This is a genomic window from Anaerotignum sp., assembly GCF_040307045.1.
In the GTDB taxonomy this organism is placed as follows: domain Bacteria; phylum Bacillota; class Clostridia; order Lachnospirales; family Anaerotignaceae; genus Chakrabartyella.
The window spans coordinates 189,119-208,272 of the sequence record NZ_JAWRKF010000020.1 but is presented as its reverse complement, the minus strand read 5'-3'; the positions used below and the strand labels follow the sequence as shown (position 1 = coordinate 208,272).

The window sequence follows — 19,154 nt, the reverse complement described above, 5'->3', positions numbered from 1 at the left end:
TGGTCTATCCTGGTGTAGTTGTCAAGCACACATAATAAGTGACAACTCAATTTCACTATATTTATTTTCCACAACCCCTATTACGTTAAAATGATATATAAAATACTTTAATATCATTATTTAATTGTATATTTTTCATAATTTATAGGATTATTTTATAAACTTAAAATAAAAATCTTTTTTAAGATTCCTTAGAATTCGGGCAGAAATGCAATTTCAAAAATCCATCTTCTTATCTGACAAGAATACTGCAAATATTGAATAGATAACAAATATTTTATGAATAACTATCACCTCACCATGGTCAAACCTTTTTTGAATTCATTCCAATAATCTTATTTTGTGCATAATGCTAGTAGCATACTTTAAAATGCATTTTCTTAATGAAAACTTTTTGTAGTTTTTTATATCTTGTCTTAACTTTGGTAATATAATTTTTCGAAACTAAAAGACTGTAAATTTTGATTTTATTTGGAATATAACAAACTTATCATAGATATCTCTGAATTCTATTGTCAAAAAATACGATTGCCCTCTCCCCTAGTGATATATTTCTTTTTATCATATATCTTTTTTTACCATAAAAAAAGACATATGGAGGGAGCCATATGTCTTTAAAGGGAATTATGGAAAGCAACATAATTTTAGTTATTATTGTGCTTTCTTTCTTGTTGTCAAATTATAAATAGGCAAACCGATTAAGGTTAAAACAATACTGCCAATGGCTAACATTCTGGTTGTGGTACCTGCCATAAATAACTGGTTCAAAATGACATATAAACCACTAAAGATTGCAATTGCTGGAATAACAGGATACAAAGGAACCTTATAGCTTCTTTCTGCATCGGGCATTGTCTTCCTTAAACGAATTACAGCAAAGAAAGTTAACGTATAAAAAATCCAGGAAGCAAATACCGCTAAGTCTGTTAATCTATTGAACTGACCACTAATTGCGTAAAGGCAAGCCAGGCCACCAATCAAGAAAATAGAATTTGTAGGTACCTGTGCTTTATTAATACTGGAAAGTGTTTTACTAAAAGGTAATGTTCCATCTTCCGCCAAAGAGTAAGTTACACGAGAACCAGAGAGAATAAAACCATTCGCCGCTCCTAATACGGAAATCATAATACCTACGGAAATAATTTTACCACCTACGTCACCAAAAATTGCAATTGCTACAGCCGATGCAGGCGCAGATAAATTCATCAGCTGGTCAGCTGGTATTACCCACAAATATGCTAAGTTGATCACAAAGTAAACGGCCATAATAGCAGAAACACCACCAACAATCGCAATGGGTAAGTCTTTACCGGGGTTTTTCATTTCGCCGGCAATGGCCCCAACGTTAGTCCAGCCTTCAAAGGCGAATAAAATTGCAATCATCAATTGGCCCAAGATCACCGCTGGGTTTAATCCTTCACCTACCATAGGTGTAAAAATAGGGTTGGTACCTGATCCACGGATAAAGCCAAAAATCATCAGTAGAATCAAAGGTATTAACTTACAGATTGTAAAAAGAATCTGAACCGCACCACCAACAGCAGAACCTAGATTATTCAAAATAATAACTACAATAATTGCGCCGATTGCTATAGGCAATTGCAATCCCTGGCCTACAAAAAGTGTTGCTTGTTCTGCAAAGATAACAGCCAAGGCTGCAATCATCGCTGGATAAAATAAAATACTTTGCATCCAACCTGCTAAAAATCCTACTTTTTTGCCAAATGCTTCTTCCAAGTATACAACCATACCACCAGTTTTAGGAATCATAATTGCAACTTCAGCAAAAGTCATTGCTGCTGCAATACAAACTAAACCAGTGATCAACCAAGCCAGCATACCTAAACCAGGAGCACCTCCGGTTGCGGTGTAAATCGCCTGGGGTTTAAAGAATACCCCGGAGCCAATAACGCAACCTACTACTGTGGCCATAGCTGTGGACATACCAAGATTTTTTTTCAATTCTTGTTTCTTTTCCATGTTGTCGCCCTCCAATAAGTTTATACACTGATTAATATTGCCAAATCCGCCTGTTTTTTTGCAAAGAAAAAAGGATACACAGACAGTATTTTGCCTATATATCCTCTGTATCTTCACCTGAAAGCTTTACTTCGACGGCGGTCTCTAAATGAGACTCTCTCCAGAGTTCCATCAATCCAAGGTTCTTTGTACCTGAAAGTTTCTCCAAAAACGGCTCTTTTGGATTGCTCCATCGGTTCTTATATTACTCCTTATAAGATCTCCCTTGCATATCAACTGGCCTTATGTAATTTGTAGAGTTAGTATACAATTTCAGATTAAAGTTGTCAATACTTAACTAGTATTTTTTTTTGTAACGATAATTTTTTTTATTGTTCATCATGTTTGCAAAAAAGTATTACTTTATTTCCATAATTCCTCATAATATGTACCAATACCCGTACATAAGGTGATGGAATGAGCAGAAAAACAATTATTACAGGGACGTTGATTTTAACAGCGGCCAATTTAATCACAAAATTCATGGGGTTCTTTTACCGTGTGTTTATGTCTAACGCCATTGGTGCTGAAGGCATTGGTTTATACCAATTGATTTTACCCATTTATATTCTAACTTGGAGTATTACCTCCGCTGGCTTCACCACGACGATTTCTCGTCTTACGGCACAGGAGAATGTTTTGGGACAATCTGGAAATATCGGACGCATTGTAAAGCAATCAATTCTACTTTCTCTCCTAGTCAGCCTCATTGTTTCTGGCTGTTTGTTTGTTTTCGCCGACCAAATTGCTATGGTGGTTTTAAAGGATGGTCGAGCCGCCCTTTCCTTACGACTGCTTTCCTTTGCAATACCCTTCATGGCCGCCGGTTCTTGCTTTCGAGGTTTCTTTTTAGGCCTTCAAAATGCCTTTGTTCCAGCATTTTCTCAAGTTTTTGAGCAAGCAATTCGTATTCTTACCATATACCTTTTAGCAGGTGTTTTTGTTCCTATGGGGTTAACCTACGCTTGCTGTGCCGCAGTTGCGGGCGTGGTTCTGGGGGAATTTTTATCATTTGGTTTCGTTGCAATTAGCTATCTACACTTTAAGAGAAGAAAGAAAATGATTAAAAAACCCACACTTTCACCTACTGCAACTTGTAATATGATTTTGACCATGGCACTGCCTCTTTCTGCAACAAAAATTGCAGCATCCTTACTTTCTACAACAGAAAATATTTTAATACCTCGTCAATTACAACTTTATGGACAGAATGCCACACAAGCTTTAAGCTCTTATGGTGAACTAACAGGTATGGCAATGCCCTTAATTATGTTACCTTCGGCTTGCTTAATGGCTGCCTCTGTTTCTTTGGTACCGGAAATTTCTGAGGCTTGTGCTGTCAGACAACAGGCGAGAATCAGCCGGACAGTTTCGGTTACATTTTTGTTTACTTTCATCGTGGGGATTGGTGCCGCCGCTCTTTTTGCCGTATTCCCCAGAGAAATTTGTTACATCGTTTATAATCGCCAAAACCTAGGAGAGCTATTGTTCCCTTTGGCATTTTTATGCCCCTTTTTATATGCCCAAACCACCCTCCACGGACTCTTAAACGGCATGGGTGAACAACTATTTTTATTTAGAAACAATCTCATTACTTCTGCAATTACCATTGCAGGAATTTGGTTTTTTATGCCCCTTTATGGAATCCCTGCATTTTTGATTTCATGGGCGGCTGGTATGGCATACTCAGTTGGTTCATGTTTACATAAGTTGTTTAAGCGCACAGGTGTATTTCCCGATTTAGGTGACTGTTTTATTAAACCCCTTTTGGCAGGGGCAGCATCGGGCCTAATTATTCGCTATATCATACGGATTTCCACACCATCAAAACTGCTTTTCTTACTCTCTTTAACAGCCATGGGACTGCTATATCTGGTCTTCCTTTTGATGTTGGGCTGTTTTTCAAAAGATAACATGGCAACCTTTTTGGGAAAGAAAAAGAAGGCTTAACCAAAGGACTAGGAATCGCTACATCTAAAACAATATGTGATTTTATTCAAGACCATCTAAAAAAGAGTTGCCTAGTTGATTACCTATCCTCCAGGGGGCTATGATACCTCTAAAAAGACAATTCGTTTCAAGGGTACCTAGGCATAGTAGTAAGGGGGCTTATAAATTGAAAAAAGTTGAGTTCGTTAGACTAACATCTGACCTTTGTGGCTGGGACTTGGTAAAGGATTAAAGGATACCTTTCATAATGTTGAAGAGGTGATTCAAAAACGGATTGAACAAGGGTGGGATTATTGTGGATATATGTCCATGAAAACCAGGAGAACAAGGATATAGAATTGGTGTCACTCATATTTCAAAGATAGGAATGAAGTTATAACTACAAATTTTTGATATTGAACAAAAAAAATGACACCATCGTTTTAAACCGATGGTGCCTTTGTAAGACTTAAATTATTTATTATACTAGCTTTACTAAGCCTCTTTCATACAATTTTTGTAATGACATCATGATGCCAAACTTTGCATGGTACCAGGTCAAACCGCCTTGGAAATAAACAGAATAAGGTGGTCTAATGGGTGCATCAGCACTAAGCTCAATGGAAGAACCTTGAACAAATGCACCCGCCGCCATAATTACATCACACTGATAACCTGGCATTGCATAAGGCTCTGGTCTTACATAACTATCCACCGGAGCAGCCGCCTGAATGCCCTCACAAAAAGCAATTACGCCCTCAGCAGTTCCCAATTCTACGGCCTGAATAATATCGTGGCGTGATTCTGTGCCATTAGGGACAACTGCAAATCCCAGCTTTTCATACACATTTGCAGCAAAAATGGAACCCTTTAAAGCCCCAGCAACTACATTGGGAGCAAGGAAGAACCCTTGATATAAAGAACGCATAACGTCTAAGCTAGCCCCTACTTCCTGGCCTAACCCAGGTGCACTTAAACGATAAGCACAACGGTCAATACAAGCTTGTGTGCCACAAATATAGCCACCAATGGGTGCCAAACCACCACCTGGGTTTTTGATCAGTGAGCCAACAATCATATCTGCTCCCACATTAGAAGGCTCAATGATTTCTACAAATTCGCCATAGCAATTGTCTACCATACAAATAACTTCCGGTTTAATCTCCTTCACAAAGGAAATCAACTCTCCAATTTTCTCCACAGAAAAAGTTGGACGCATTTGGTACCCTTTGGAACGCTGAATGGTAACCACCTTTGTTTTTTCATTGATTGCTTTACGAATATTTTCAAAATCAAAAGTGCCGTCTTCCAATAAATCCACCTGGCGGTAGCTTACGCCGTATTCCTTTAAGGAACAAGGTGCCTGACGGATACCAATCACAGATTCTAATGTATCATAAGGTTTGCCAGCGGCAGCAAGTAATTCGTCCCCCGGTAAGAGATTTGCAGAAAGTGCAATGGCAAGGGCATGGGTTCCGCAAGTAATTTGGGGACGTACCAACGCCGCCTCTGTTTGAAAACAGGCAGCGTAAACCTTCTCCAAGGTATCACGGCCTGCATCGTTATATCCATAGCCTGTACTTCCTGCAAAGCAAGTCGCATCTACTCGCTCTTTTTGCATTGCTGCAATTACCTTGCACTGATTATACTCCGCAATGGAGTCAATGCTTTGAAAACGCTCCTTTAAATCAACTAAAACCTTTTCACAAAATGCCTCTACCTCTGGGGCAATTCCTAACTCTTGGTACATACTTTTCATTTATTCTGTCTCTCCTTCATTTTCTTGTGGGGAAGTATCCCCTCGTTTCTTTACAGCCCTTGTAAAATCCATTAATTCAATGCGCCCTCTGCCATCAGCAGACAAAATCATGATAGCCTTTCCTTTTTCCCCTGTTTGTGGTAATGTAACCATCACATCGGGTATTCTTCCATCTTTTAATAGAGTCTGTATTGTTTTATTCGTAAGGCTAATTCCATAGGGTGCAAGGCTGTCCTTCCAAACGGTAAACTTGCAACCTGATTTCCACCTGCCACAAAAATACGCTTTACTATTCTCCAAAACATCGCCCTCTTTACAAACAGGGCATTTCCCCAATGGCTTTTGACCTTTTAACTTTCCTTTTTTCACTTCCTCAGGGAAAATAACATCAGTTTTCCTACGAGCAGCATCTCCCACCAAAAACGAAACATATCTTTTGATGCTATCCATAAACCTTTGTTCCTCCATTTTACCCTTGGCAATGGAGGCCAAACCTTTTTCCCACTTGCCCGTGGTTTGGGGTGAGCATAACTCATCAGGAACAACCTGAATCAACTGCATTCCCTTTTCCGTTGGGATCAAATTTTTACCTTTTCTGGTGATATAGCCAACTGCAAGCAAACGCTCTATGATAGCCGCCCTTGTGGCAGGAGTTCCTAAGCCACTGTCCTTCAACTGTTCTTTTAAGACTTCATCTTCAACAAAACGGCCTGCATTTTCCATGGCTGAAAGCAAACTACTCTCTGTAAATGGTCTGGGCGGTGTTGTTTTTTTCTTTAGGACCTTTGCCTCAATCATCTTATAAGTTTCTCCCTCTGAAAGGGGAGGAATCTTTTGCTCATCATTGTTTTTTTCTTTTTTTCCCTTTGCAGGAATTATTTTTTTCTCAAGAGCTTGCCAGCCTTCATCCAAAATCACTGTCCCCTTAGATAAAAAACGTTCTTCCTGAGAGACAAAATATGCCTTTGTTACCTCATAACGGTAGAAAGGATAAAACACGCTAACAAACCTTACGGCAACTAAGAGAAAAACATTTTTTTCCTCCTCAGTCAAGATATCTAAGCGGTGCCGCACATCCGTTGGAATAATGGCATGGTGATCTGTCACCTTTGTGTTATCAATTATTCGCTTAGAAAAGGGTAACCCCTTTTCCCCGCCTAAGGGCGATACAAATTCCTGAAACAATTCCAACTCGCCTAAGCGCTTCATGGTATTTTGCACTTTGCCCTTCATATCATCGCTTAAATACCGACTATCCGTTCTGGGATAAGTAATCATTTTTCTTTTTTCGTATAATCCTTGGGCGATATCTAATGTTTTCTTTGCTGAGTAGCCGAATTTTCTATTACATTCTCTTTGGAGCTCTGTCAAATCGTAAAGCAACGGTGCAGGCATTCTTTTTTCTTCTTTTTCTACCTTTACAACCTGAGAATCTTCCCCTTTCACCTTTTGGGATATCTCTTTTGCTTTGCTCCCATCCTCTATCTTGGTTTGCTCTTCCTGATCAATCCAAAACCCTTGAAAACCGCCAAAGTCTGCTTGTACCTCATAATAATCCTTAGAAACAAAAGCATCTATCTCTTTTTGTTTTTCCACTATGAGTGCTAAGGTGGGGGTTTGAACGCGACCGATGCTTAGAAGTACATTATAGCGCAGCGTATAAGCCCTGGTAGCATTCATACCAACCAACCAATCCGCCTCAGAACGACACTTGGCAGAACGATATAGTAAATCGTACTCCGTGCCATCTTTTAAATTTGCAAAACCCTCTTTGATGGCTTGCTCCGTCATGCTGGAAATCCAAAGCCTCTGAAATGGTTTCTTTGATTTTGTTATTTCATAAATATATCGAAAGATTAACTCACCCTCTCGCCCACTATCCGTAGCACAGATGATGGAATCAATTTCTTTATCATTCATCCATTTATGCAGTATCTTCAGCTGAGAACGGGTATTGCTAATTGCCTTTAATTCCATTTTTTCCGGTATGATAGGTAAAGAAGCAAAGCTCCACTTTCTAAAATTTTGATTATAATCCTCTGGCTCAGCAAGGGTAACCAGATGCCCAATAGCCCAAGAAACCACATACTTTTCTCCCAGCAAACAGCCATCGCCTTTTTGCGTAGAACCCAGTGTTTTTGCGATGTCCCGGGCTACGGATGGTTTCTCGGCCACCACTAAAATTCTGCCCATTTACCTACCTCCTTTTTCACCTTTCCAAAGTATACCACCCTTATTGTAGAAAGGCAAACACTCCTTTGCTTTATTGACATAAATTGAAAATTGATTTAGAATGGAATAACTCTAGGAGCAATTAAATTTTGATGGAGGTACTTTATGCGACCATATCAAGTAATTTCTGACAGCTCATGTGATATAGCGCCAGAATACATTGAAAAAACAGGATTAGGGATTGTTCCTTTTTTTGTTTCCTTCGATGGACAGAAATATTATAAAGAAGTTTACGAATTATCACCCGATGATTTTTACGATAAAATAAATGAAACTTCTATTTTCCCAAAAACATCCCAACCCACAATTCAGGATTATATGGATGTTTTTGAACCCAACCTAAAAGAAGGCAAAGATATCCTATGCCTATGTTTAACCTCAAACTTTAGTGGGTCATTTCAGAGTGCAGTAAATGCAAAAAATATCTTGAATGAATCCTACCCCGAATCACGCATTGAGGTTCTAGATTCTAGAAATGTAACAGGCTCACAATGCTTATTGGTTTGGGAAATCCTCCGTATGCGTGATGAGGGATACAACCTGGATCAACAATTAGAAAAAATTGAAGCAATCAAAGGGACAACAAAAATTAATTTTACCGTTGATTCTTTGGAACATCTGCAAAAAGGTGGTCGTATTGGTAAAGCTGCTGCTTTGGCAGGCACAATTCTAAATATTAAACCTATTATTATTGCGCAACACGGAGAGTTATTCCCCGAAAATAAGGTAAGAGGTCATAAGAAGGCTCTTCGCACAATTATGGATATGACCCGCAATGAAATAGGAAACCAAAAAGATCAGTATCGCCTAATTTTACTATACGCAGAAAAAGAGCGCAAAGAGATTGCCGTTGAATTGTCAGAAGAACTAAAGCAAGAGGGATTTGATGTAATAACGCCAGCAATCACACAAGTTGGTATTACAATCGGTACCCATGCGGGTCCCACTGCAATTGGCATTTGCTATGTCAAAAAACATGAATATGCTTAATCATTTAAATCATGTCAATCAAAAAAGGCTAGTATTGGGTTGAACCGATACCAGCCTTTTTTAGATTCGTATGTTGCATTCCTATCATATTAAAAATCTATTCTAAAACATAAATTTATTTAAACCTTCTACGGCTTTTGCGTCCTCTTCGAAGGGAAGATGGCTGGCGCAATGAATATCCGCCGGAGTATCTTTTTCTTCGTCTACCTCCCAAAATACGGAAACCAACAAAGAGCAGAACACATATACCTACGATTACCCCCAGACCAATCAATCCATTTTTTGAGAAAATAATGGATGTAAAATTCTTAAAGAAATATTTGATATTGCTCCAAATGGTTCCCTTTGTTACCCCGCGTCCAGCATAGACATCCTCCGTCATGACAGTTTTACCGTCAACCTGAAAAGAAACTGTTCCTATCTTTTCATCTTTGGCAATGGGCGCTTTTAACTTAAAGGTTCCATCTTTATTCTCGTCCAAATATTTTTCCTCATATACGGTGTTTGTTGTAATCTTGCTTCCCGCTCCAGTTGGTAAATATGTTATCACATCCCGGTTAAATACTACACCCAAAGTATCCCCTTCCAAACGATTATGCTTGGTTAGAGGTACTTCCTCCACTGGGGTTGCAACCTTACCAAGATGCACTTTTTCGTAGGAATTAAAACCAAACTCAAACAGGCTCTTGGCATCAACCCAACGCCCGGGATCGGGAGAGTTAAAGATAATTGCAATAAAGATGTTCCCATCTTTTTCTGCTGCTGCTGACACACAGTGACCAGCCTCATTTGTAAAGCCTGTTTTGATGCCTGAAGCATAACTATAATTATATTCATTGTCTGTAATCAGTAGGTTATGGCTTCTCCAAGCATAATCTTGGGTTTTCATACCTTCGCTCTGCACAAACATATTATCTGCACCATTACCTGCAAAACTTTTTTCATTTGCTATTTCTGTTAGAGTGCTATTGTCCAAATACGCACGAGCAAAAAGAGCCATATCATATGCACAGCTATAATGATTTTCATCATGATAACCATGGGCATTGGTAAAATGAGTATTCACTGCCCCCAATTCCTTTGCTTTTTCATTCATCAGCTTTGCAAAAACATTCTGGCTTTCTATAAAAGACAGGTTGGGGTCATTTTCTACTTTTTTAGCAACAGCAGCAGCCAAAACATTGGCAGAGTCATTTCCTGAAGGAATGATTAATCCACGGATTAAGTTCTTTACTGTTAGTGTTTCACCCAAAATATGTCCAGCCTTACTGGAGTCCAGAGAAACTTCATTAATCTCTGTTCCTACGGTTATCAATTCATCCGCATTAAAATGATCCATAACCACAAGGGCAGTTACCATCTTTGTCATACTGGCAGGGTACATCTTTTCTTTTGCATTTTTATCAAACAAAATTGTCCCTGTGGTCTGCTCCACCAGAATTGCTGACGCCGCTGCAATACTTGGCTCGCCCTTTGCTTGAACAAATGCAGTCTGAAGCACGGGTTTATCACCAGTGGAGGCATCCTGTGCTTCCTCTTGTGGGGTCTTTTCTGTGTTCTCTGTGTTCTCTGTATTAACCGCATTTTCTGGTAATGGTTCATCCTCTTTACTGCACCCAGCCACACCTAAAAATATGGTTAGGGCTAACAACAGCGTCATTTTTTTCCTCAGTAGCTTTTTCATTGCCTATGTCCTTTCTTTTCATCCAATTTATTTTTTTGTAAGATCTCCTTTTTAAATGCTCTAAACTCATCGTTATACTTTTTAAACGTTAAGCCTGGGAAGGCTTTCATCAAACGACGCTCGGTAATATTGCTTTTCCTCAATATTCTCTCATGCCGATCCAGCTTCTCTTTGAACTCTGACATAAGTAAATCCAACCTCAATTGTTCTTCTTCTTTTAAATTTACTAATTGACCTGTACATTCTTCTATCTTTACCTTTATATTCCCCACTACTTCAGCTATTGGCAAGCTTTCTAAATAATCCAAAACATCTTTTCTAGCCTCAAACAGCTTGATATTTTCCATTTTTTCACGCAAAGCAAGCCTTGTTTCCCCTAGCCTTGCCATTTTTTCTTTAAACTGGAAAATATTCATTACAGTGATGCAGGTATCTAAGATGAGGTATGCTAATATTATTACCCCCAGGAATTCTCCCAATGTTTGGGGTATCCATTCTACAAAGTGCTGAATGGGAGGTTGAATTACTCGAATCATAATTACCGTTAATACACCCCATTCCAGAGAACGAATTAAGCAAATTCTACCTCTTAGATTAAAGGGCATATTACTATAATCCCACCAAGTTGCGTGAAAAATTTTTTCCAACAGAAATGAAATCAAATATTCTAAAACCGTAGCAACAACTATACCACCAAGGAATAATCCCATCCTATTATGCTGAAAAGGAGCCAATAAAACAATCACCAAGACAGCTCCCGTACCATAAATGGGGCAAAAAGGACCACTTATGAATCCACGGTTTATCCACCTTCCATTGGAAACAGAAACAAATATAGACTCCATAAGCCAACCTAGAAAACTGTAAATGATAAAAAAGCCGTACAACTGAAAAAAAGGAAATCCCCCTATTTCTATTGACCACATTCATGTATCACTTCTTTTTTTTAATAATTAATGTGTAATATCTTTTTCTCGCAAATATTCCAAAACATCTGTCATGGCCATATCAAAATCCGCCTTAGATAAGTCTACCCAAAGGCCATCTATTTGGCGGCGAAACCAAGTCAGCTGCCTTTTGGCGAAGTGGCGAGTGCCTTTTTTCAACTGCTCTACTGCTTCTTTCAAGGTGCATTCTCCTTGAAAATAAGGTATAAACTCCTTATATCCAAGCCCCTGCATGGACACCAGACCAGCATGGTATCCATGATCCAAAAGTCCCTTCACTTCCTGAAGCAGCCCTTGCTCCATCATCAGGTCAACCCTATGATTGATACGCTCATAAAGCTTTTCACGCTCCATCGTTAATATAATGACAGCAGCATTATAAGGACTGGATTTTACCTTTTGTTCCGCATTGTGGACAGAAAACTTCTCTCCCGTTAAATAATGATATTCCAATGCTCGGCTCACACGCTTTACATTATTCGCATGGATGGTCTGAGCATATTCAGGGTCAACCTCTTTCAACCTTGCAAATAAAGCTTCGACGCCTTCTTTTTCAGCCTGGGCGTAGCAAGCTTCTCGAAATGATGTATCGTTTTCCGTTTCTGTAAAGTCATTGTCAAAAAGCAACGCATTGATATAAAACCCAGTTCCACCAACCAAAATCGGAATTTTGCCTTTTTCCCAAATGTCACGCATATACGCCTTTGCTTTTTGCTGAAAGACCATAACATTATATTCCTCATCAGGATATAACTCATCCACCAAATAGTGGGGCACGCCCTGTTTTTCTTCCTCCGTCACTTTTGCCGTACCGATATCCATATAACGATAAACCTGCATAGAATCGGCAGAAATGATTTCACCATTTATCTTTTTTGCCAATTCAATGGACAAGGAAGTTTTTCCACAGGCAGTGGGTCCTCCAATAATTACGAAAGGTTTTTTCATTTTATCACCCTTTAATTTTGGATTCTTTTAAATTTCTTTTCCAACTCGTATTTGGTCATTTCAATAATGGTTGGCCTTCCATGAGGGCATGAAAATGGATTTTCCAGCTTTAACAACCGTCCCACCATTGCCTCTGCCTCCTGAAAACTCATACGATCATGGCCTTTTACGGCCGCTTTACAAGCCATAGTTGCCACAGTTAGCAACTTCATATCATAAACTGTTCGAATCTTTTGCTCTGCAAGGCTATCCAATATTTCAGTGAAAAATTCTACTCCACTAGGCTGTTCTAATAAATAAGGAACGGCCTTTAATGCATATTGATCACCAATAAACCCTTCAAATTCGAAACCAAAGCCTTCTAAAAGGGCTCTGTTTTCTTTTAGAATTTCCATTTCAGATGGGGTTAAGTTTAGCATTTGGGGCTCCAGAAGCCTCTGAGAAACCACACTTTCCCCTTTAAAGCCATTCATCAATTCCTCATACAAAATTCGTTCATGAGCTGCATGCTGATCAATCAAATATAAGCATTCCCCTTGCTCAATCATCCAATATGTCTGAAAGATTTGCCCTATGATTTTATATTGTTTGAAAAATGGCTCTACCTTTGGTGTTTCTATTGGCTTACCCACTTGTTGGGGTTCTAATTGTGGCTTTTGGCCCAAAGCTTCTCTTTTCTCAGTGATTTCTGGATCAACAAAAAAAGTCTCGGTGCCTTGACGAACCTGGGTTTGCACTTTTGTCTGTCTATGCAAAAGCTGATCCACGGTTTTCCCCATACCTAAATTCGTAGCAGTTTTTTCTGTCAAGGGGAGTGTGTTCACTTTATAAGCAGGTATATCTTCAATTTTTTGCTGTTCAACGTTAACCTTAGGCATTATTTTTTCTGTGCTTTTTTTATCCCATGTCACCTGAGGAATCAACACCAACTCCTCTAGTGCTTTGGAAACGGCATCATAGAAAAAATCATAAACCTCATTATCATTTTTAAACCGAACTTCTAATTTTGCAGGATGCACATTGACATCCACTTGGCTGGGATCAACCTGCATGTTCAAAACAAAAACAGGAAATTTACCAATCAGCAAGCGCGTTTTATAGGCATCCTCCACCGCAGAGGACACAACCTTATTTTTAATAAAGCGGCCGTTGATAAATAGGTTTTCATAATTTCTGTTTCCTCGGGAAAGCTCAGGCTTACCTATTAAGCCAGAAAGACCATATTCCCCTTTCTGATAAGTAACGGAAATCATACTATTTGATGCCTCTTTTCCATAAACATAAAAAACAGACGCCTTTAGATCTCCATTTCCCGCAGTATGGAGCATTGTTGTATCGTTGTTTATGTAGCGAAAAGAAACCTCTGGATGTCCCAAAGCCAACTTATTCATCAAATCAGAAACAAAACCACTTTCGGTGGCTGGTTTTTTCAAGAACTTTCTTCTGGCAGGAACATTGTAAAACAAATTTTTCACAGTAATGCTTGTTCCAACCATACAAGGAGCATCCTGAATAGATTTAAGCTCACCGCCACTTATCTCAATATAAGTTCCCACTTCTTCATTCTGGGTTTTTGTTGTCATTTCAACCTGGGCAACAGCGGCAATGCTGGCCAAAGCCTCTCCACGAAAACCAAGGGTGAAAATTTGCTCCAAATCTTCAATCTGGCTCATCTTGCTAGTAGCATGGCGTAAAAAAGCAGTTTTTACTTCATCCTTTGGGATACCAATGCCATTGTCGGAAATACGGATATAAGAAATACCCCCTTCCTTAATTTCAACAGTTACTGAGGTTGCCCCTGCATCAATGGCATTTTCCACCAACTCTTTGACCACAGATTTAGGGGATTCCACCACTTCACCCGCAGCAATTTTGTTGATCGTTTTTGTGTCTAACAATTTAATGTTTTGCAAGGAAATCCTCCTTCCTTTCACAGCCCTCTTGCTTTCTGTTGTAGCTCAAAGAGGGTCTGCAATGCTTCAATGGGAGTCATAGACATGACATCCAATTTGCAGATTTCATCTATCATAATATTTTCGGCAATGGAAAACATATCAATCTGTTTGGCCGCTTCTTCCGAATTTTCCCTAGACTCCACAGCTATTTTCTTTGCCTTTTTTGTAATATCAGCGGCATTGAGCTGCTTTAAAATTTGTCCACTACGACGAATGACCTTTGGTGGTAACCCAGCCAATTTAGCTACCTGTACCCCATAGCTATGATCGGCCCCTCCACGCTTGATTTTGCGAAGGAAGATAATATCTTCCCCCACCTCTTGAACGGCAATACAATAGTTTTTCACACCGGGAAGTTTCCCTTCCAGTTCGGAAAGCTCGTGATAATGGGTTGCAAACAATGTTTTTGCCCCAATCTGCTTGGCATCAGCAATATGCTCCAAAACCGCCCAAGCAATACTTAAACCATCGAAAGTACTGGTTCCCCGTCCGATTTCATCCAAAATCAAAAGACTTTTTGCCGTGGCATTATTCAGTATGTTAGCCACTTCTGTCATTTCCACCATAAAGGTACTTTGTCCAGCACTCAAATCATCAGAAGCGCCAACCCTTGTAAAAATCCTATCTACAATACCAATATGTGCGTCTTTTGCAGGAACGAAACTACCGATCTGAGCCATCAAAACAATCAAAGCTGTTTGGCGCATATACGTGGACTTTCCCGCCATATTAGGACCAGTAATGATTGCCAGTCGTGTTTCATCCTGATCCAAATAAACATCATTGGGAATAAACTGATTTTGTATCATCTTTTCTACCACTGGGTGACGACCATCCTTGACAGAAATAACATCTCCTTCATCCACAGTTGGCTTAATATAGTTCATACTTTGTGCCACATCAGCCAAAGATTGCAAAACGTCCACCACAGATACGATATATGCACAATACTGGATTCGTTCTACCTCAGCAGCAACAGCATTTCTAATTTCCGTAAACAACTGATACTCCATGGCTACAATTTTTTCTTCCGCACCCAGAATTACTTCCGCTAGGTCATTTAACTCTGGGGTGATATATCTTTCGCAGTTGGCCAGGGTTTGTTTACGAATATAACGCTCTGGCACCTCTTTGATATTAGACTTTGTAACCTCTATATAATAACCAAAAACCTTGTTAAAACGAACTTTTAGGTTTTTTATGTTTGTTTTTTCTCTTTCTTCTTCCTCCATCTGCTGTATCCAGGTTGTTCCCTTTTCTTTGGCCTGGGCATATGTGTCTAACTCTCCATGAAAACCAGCCTTTATCATGCCACCTTCTCTTACAGAAAAAGGAGGATCCTCCACAATCGCTTGCTCAATTAAGGTGTATATATTTTCTAACGGGTCAAGATTTTGGCAAAGCTCAACCAAATAAGAACTTTTGCATCTAGCCAAAATGTTTTTTAACATAGGTAAATTTTGGATGGAATTTTTCAGTGCCACCAGATCCCTTGCATTGGCACTTTGATAAATAACCCGGCTCATAATACGCTCAAAATCATACATAGCGTGTAGGATATCTTTTATTTCCTCTCTCAAAAACAAATCCCTACAGAGTTCCTCCACCCCGTCTAATCTTTTTTGTATCTCCATTGCCGACAACAATGGTTGTTCTACCCATTTTCTCAGAAGCCTTGCGCCCATAGCAGTTTGGGTTTTATCCAAAACCCATAACAAAGAGCCTTTTCGACTTTTTTCTCGCATAGTCTCTGTAAGCTCCAAATTTCTACGGCTAGAAACATCCAGCAACATAAAATCCGCCGTTGCATAATATTTCACGGAAGAAATATGGTTTAATTGGTTTTTTTGGGTTTCCAATAGATACCAGAGCAACGCCCCTGCAGCTGCCACTGCCATAGGCTTTTTATTTAAGCCATAGCCATCTAAACTTTTTACTTGAAAATGCTTTAAAATTGTTTCTTTTGCTGATGCAAAATCAAACATACGGTTGTCAATATCGTTTAAATATAGATAAAATTTCTCTTGAATTTGGTTCGCCAAAGGATTGTTCAAAAAAGCCTCATTGCAAATCACCTCGGCTGGCGAAAAGCGAGCGATCTCATCTAAAATTTTATTTGCCGCTTGTATTGTGGCAAACTCTGTGGTCTGAAACTCCCCTGTACTAACATCGCAAGCAGAGATACCAAATCCTGCCCCACTGCCATATACCGCCAAGATATAATTATTTTTTCTTTCATCCAAAACGGCATTATCTAATACAGTTCCTGGTGTAATGACACGAACAACATCTCGCTTTACAATGCCTTTGGCCAATTTAGGGTCTTCCACCTGCTCACAGATTGCTACTTTGTATCCCTTTTCCACTAACCTTGCAATATAGCCATCAGCGGAGTGAAAGGGTACTCCGCACATTGGTGCACGCTCTTCTTGTCCCCAATCTTTTCCCGTAAGGGTAATTTCCAGCTCTCTTGAGGCGATCACTGCATCTTCAAAAAACATTTCATAAAAATCCCCTAAACGAAAAAAAAGCAAGCAATGCTTATAATTTTCTTTTATTTCAAAGTATTGCTGCATCATAGGCGTGATTTTTGCCATGATCGCTTCCCCCCTCTTCACCATACCGTATAAAATATGTAGCAAATAAGCTGATTCCCCTTATGAATACCAAGAAAATTCAGTTTGAAAGATTGCTACTATCTTTTTTCTAAAAAACTTCTTTCAGCTATAAATAAACACCATATCTCTTATGATTAAACTTGCTCTCATTATGAAAAACCCGAACCCCGCAAGGGAGCTCGGGCATTTATTCAACGCTTTATCCGTTCAAAAGATTAGTGGCAGCCACCGCCGCAAGATGAGCAAGAGCCTGAGCTACAACCACCCTGAGCAGGTTCTTCACCTGTTAATGTAGAAGTAACAATAGTAAAGATAGAGTTCATAAAATTATTAAAATTGGTTTCTGCTGCAAACAAATCAGATGCAATTTTGTTGTTTCTGATTTCTTCGCCTCTTTTTGCCATATCTTCAGAAAATGATTTCTGTTCTTCAGCAGAAATACCACCTCTTTGCATCTTTGCCTCAAACTCCTGATGCAATCTTGTATATTCCTCCACTGCTGTAGCAATTTCGGGGCTTTCTTCATAAGCCTTCTTTGCTTCCAACAAAGCCTCAACCTGAGGAGTTTTCATTAATTCTTCGCCTAAGTTTCTTGCTAATTCATAAACTGTAGCCATGTTTTTCACCTTAAACCCTTTCTGCAATAAGATAGAATGTTTTATTTTCAATGATCCTAACGGGAACCAACTGCCCGATTAAATCTTTATTGCCTTCAAAATGCACCAATGCATTATTATCGGCTCTGCCTGTAAGCACAGCTTCGTTGTTTTTACTGGTTTCTTCTGCCAAAACCATCACAACCTTACCCACCATTTTTTCGTTTAATTCATGTATGATTGGATTCAACACATTCAGCAAACGGTCGAATCGATCTTTGATCACATCTTCGCTGACCTGATTTTCCATGGTTGCAGCAGGGGTACCCGTCCTTTTGGAATAGATAAAAGTGTATGCCGTTGAATAGCCAACTTTACGAATTACATCTAAAGTTTCTTGAAAATCTTCTTCTGTTTCACCGGGGAAACCTACAATAATATCTGTGCTTAATGTGATCTCCGGCATTGCCTCTTTTACTTTTTCCACTGTTTCCAAATAGGATTCCTTGGTATAGTGACGGTTCATTCGACGTAATATTTCACTGCTACCTGCTTGCACAGGAAGATGCAGGTGTTTACAAATTTTATGGCAATCTTTCATTGCCTCAATTAATTCATCGGACAAATCCTTGGGATGAGAAGTCATAAAGCGAATTCTTTCAATCCCTTCAATTTCGTTAAGCAAGCGCAAAAGTTTTGCAAAGCTTACAGGCTCGTCCAAGCTTTTTCCATAGGAATTTACATTTTGACCTAGCAACATAATTTCTTTAACGCCATCTGCTGCTAATTTTTTCACTTCTGCCAAAATGTCCTCAGGGGTACGGCTTCTTTCCCTGCCACGCACATAGGGCACGATGCAGTAAGAGCAGAAATTGTTGCAACCGAACATAATATTAACCGATGCCTTATAAGGAAAATGGCGGATGCTCGGCAAGTCTTCCACAATTTCTTCGTGCTCCTGCCAAATATCATAAACCGTTTCTCCGCTTTCCATGCGTGTTTTCATCAGTTCTGGCAATTTATAGAGATTAAACGTGCCAAAAACAATATCTACATGACGATACTTTTCCCGCAAAGTCTTTAATACAGTATCTTGCTGCATCATACAACCACAAAGGGCAATAACAGTATCGGGTTTGTCTTTCTTATAGTGCTTTAACCAGCCTAATTTACCATAAACCTTCTGCTCTGCGTTTTCACGCACACAGCAAGTGTTGTAGATAACAAAGTCTGCTTCTGTTTCTACATCTGTTTTTACATAACCCATCTCATCAAGCATACCTTCCAGCTTTTCAGAATCATGGGCGTTCATTTGGCATCCCATAGCTAAACTATAATACTTTTTCTTATTCCCTGTTTTCATTGTATACTCATCATTCAATTGACGAATATGGTGCATATATTCCAGCTGTCTTGTTAACTCAGATGTATCCACAGCCATTTCTTTTCTTGTATCACTCATAGCTCTACCCTCTCA

The 19,154-nt window shown here is 39.3% G+C and carries 12 protein-coding genes and 1 riboswitch; of the genes, 2 read left to right on the top strand and 10 right to left on the bottom strand.

What is annotated here, in order from left to right; translation table 11 throughout:
• Nucleotides 1–651 precede the first annotated feature (651 nt).
• Nucleotides 652–1,980, bottom strand: coding sequence for an APC family permease (locus ABVZ64_RS11020; protein WP_352401063.1), 1,329 nt, complete (start codon nt 1,978–1,980; stop codon nt 652–654).
• 169 nt (nt 1,981–2,149) lie between these two features.
• Nucleotides 2,150–2,256, bottom strand: a riboswitch (glycine riboswitch).
• 180 nt (nt 2,257–2,436) lie between these two features.
• Here ABVZ64_RS11020 and ABVZ64_RS11015 point away from each other — a divergent pair.
• Nucleotides 2,437–3,969 carry a putative polysaccharide biosynthesis protein gene (locus ABVZ64_RS11015; protein WP_352401062.1) on the top strand — a complete coding sequence of 511 codons (1,533 nt, stop codon included), beginning with the start codon at nt 2,437–2,439 and terminating at the stop codon, nt 3,967–3,969.
• Between the two features lie 460 nt (nt 3,970–4,429).
• On the opposite strand, the gene ABVZ64_RS11010 is transcribed toward ABVZ64_RS11015, so the two are convergent.
• Together ABVZ64_RS11010 and ABVZ64_RS11005 are read right to left on the bottom strand one after the other, a co-directional pair.
• Nucleotides 4,430–5,707, bottom strand: coding sequence for a methionine gamma-lyase family protein (locus tag ABVZ64_RS11010; RefSeq protein ID WP_352401061.1), 1,278 nt, complete (start codon nt 5,705–5,707; stop codon nt 4,430–4,432).
• Nucleotides 5,708–7,900, bottom strand: a complete 2,193-nt coding sequence (locus ABVZ64_RS11005; protein ID WP_352401060.1) for a DNA topoisomerase III — start codon at nt 7,898–7,900, stop codon at nt 5,708–5,710. It abuts the gene before it with no gap.
• A gap of 144 nt (nt 7,901–8,044) precedes the next feature.
• Here ABVZ64_RS11005 and ABVZ64_RS11000 point away from each other — a divergent pair, with 144 nt between their 5' ends.
• Nucleotides 8,045–8,929 (top strand): DegV family protein, encoded by an 885-nt coding sequence (locus tag ABVZ64_RS11000; RefSeq protein ID WP_352401059.1) that lies wholly within the window; start codon nt 8,045–8,047, stop codon nt 8,927–8,929.
• Nucleotides 8,930–9,044: 115 nt separating this feature from the next.
• Here ABVZ64_RS11000 and ABVZ64_RS10995 read toward each other — a convergent pair whose 3' ends face one another.
• From ABVZ64_RS10995 to miaB, 7 genes are all read right to left on the bottom strand, one after another.
• On the bottom strand, nt 9,045–10,589 hold the full coding sequence (locus ABVZ64_RS10995; protein ID WP_352401058.1) for a D-alanyl-D-alanine carboxypeptidase family protein: 1,545 nt from the start codon (nt 10,587–10,589) through the stop codon (nt 9,045–9,047).
• A gap of 20 nt (nt 10,590–10,609) precedes the next feature.
• Nucleotides 10,610–11,539 carry a putative ABC transporter permease gene (locus tag ABVZ64_RS10990; protein WP_352401057.1) on the bottom strand — a complete coding sequence of 310 codons (930 nt, stop codon included), beginning with the start codon at nt 11,537–11,539 and terminating at the stop codon, nt 10,610–10,612.
• A gap of 27 nt (nt 11,540–11,566) precedes the next feature.
• The gene (gene miaA / locus ABVZ64_RS10985) at nt 11,567–12,508 is read right to left on the bottom strand and encodes a tRNA (adenosine(37)-N6)-dimethylallyltransferase MiaA (RefSeq protein WP_352401056.1); all 942 of its coding nucleotides are present in this window, start codon (nt 12,506–12,508) and stop codon (nt 11,567–11,569) included.
• Nucleotides 12,509–12,519: 11 nt separating this feature from the next.
• Entirely contained in the window at nt 12,520–14,421 is a 1,902-nt protein-coding gene (gene mutL, locus ABVZ64_RS10980) for a DNA mismatch repair endonuclease MutL (RefSeq protein WP_352401055.1), read from the bottom strand.
• Nucleotides 14,422–14,438: 17 nt separating this feature from the next.
• Nucleotides 14,439–17,060: a DNA mismatch repair protein MutS gene (mutS, locus tag ABVZ64_RS10975; RefSeq protein ID WP_352401054.1), complete on the bottom strand. Its 2,622-nt coding sequence runs from the start codon at nt 17,058–17,060 to the stop codon at nt 14,439–14,441.
• 236 nt (nt 17,061–17,296) lie between these two features.
• On the bottom strand, nt 17,297–17,698 hold the full coding sequence (locus ABVZ64_RS10970) for a YlbF/YmcA family competence regulator (RefSeq protein ID WP_352401053.1): 402 nt from the start codon (nt 17,696–17,698) through the stop codon (nt 17,297–17,299).
• A gap of 10 nt (nt 17,699–17,708) precedes the next feature.
• Nucleotides 17,709–19,139 (bottom strand): tRNA (N6-isopentenyl adenosine(37)-C2)-methylthiotransferase MiaB, encoded by a 1,431-nt coding sequence (gene miaB / locus ABVZ64_RS10965; RefSeq protein WP_352401052.1) that lies wholly within the window; start codon nt 19,137–19,139, stop codon nt 17,709–17,711.
• Between the last annotated feature and the right edge of the window lie 15 nt (nt 19,140–19,154).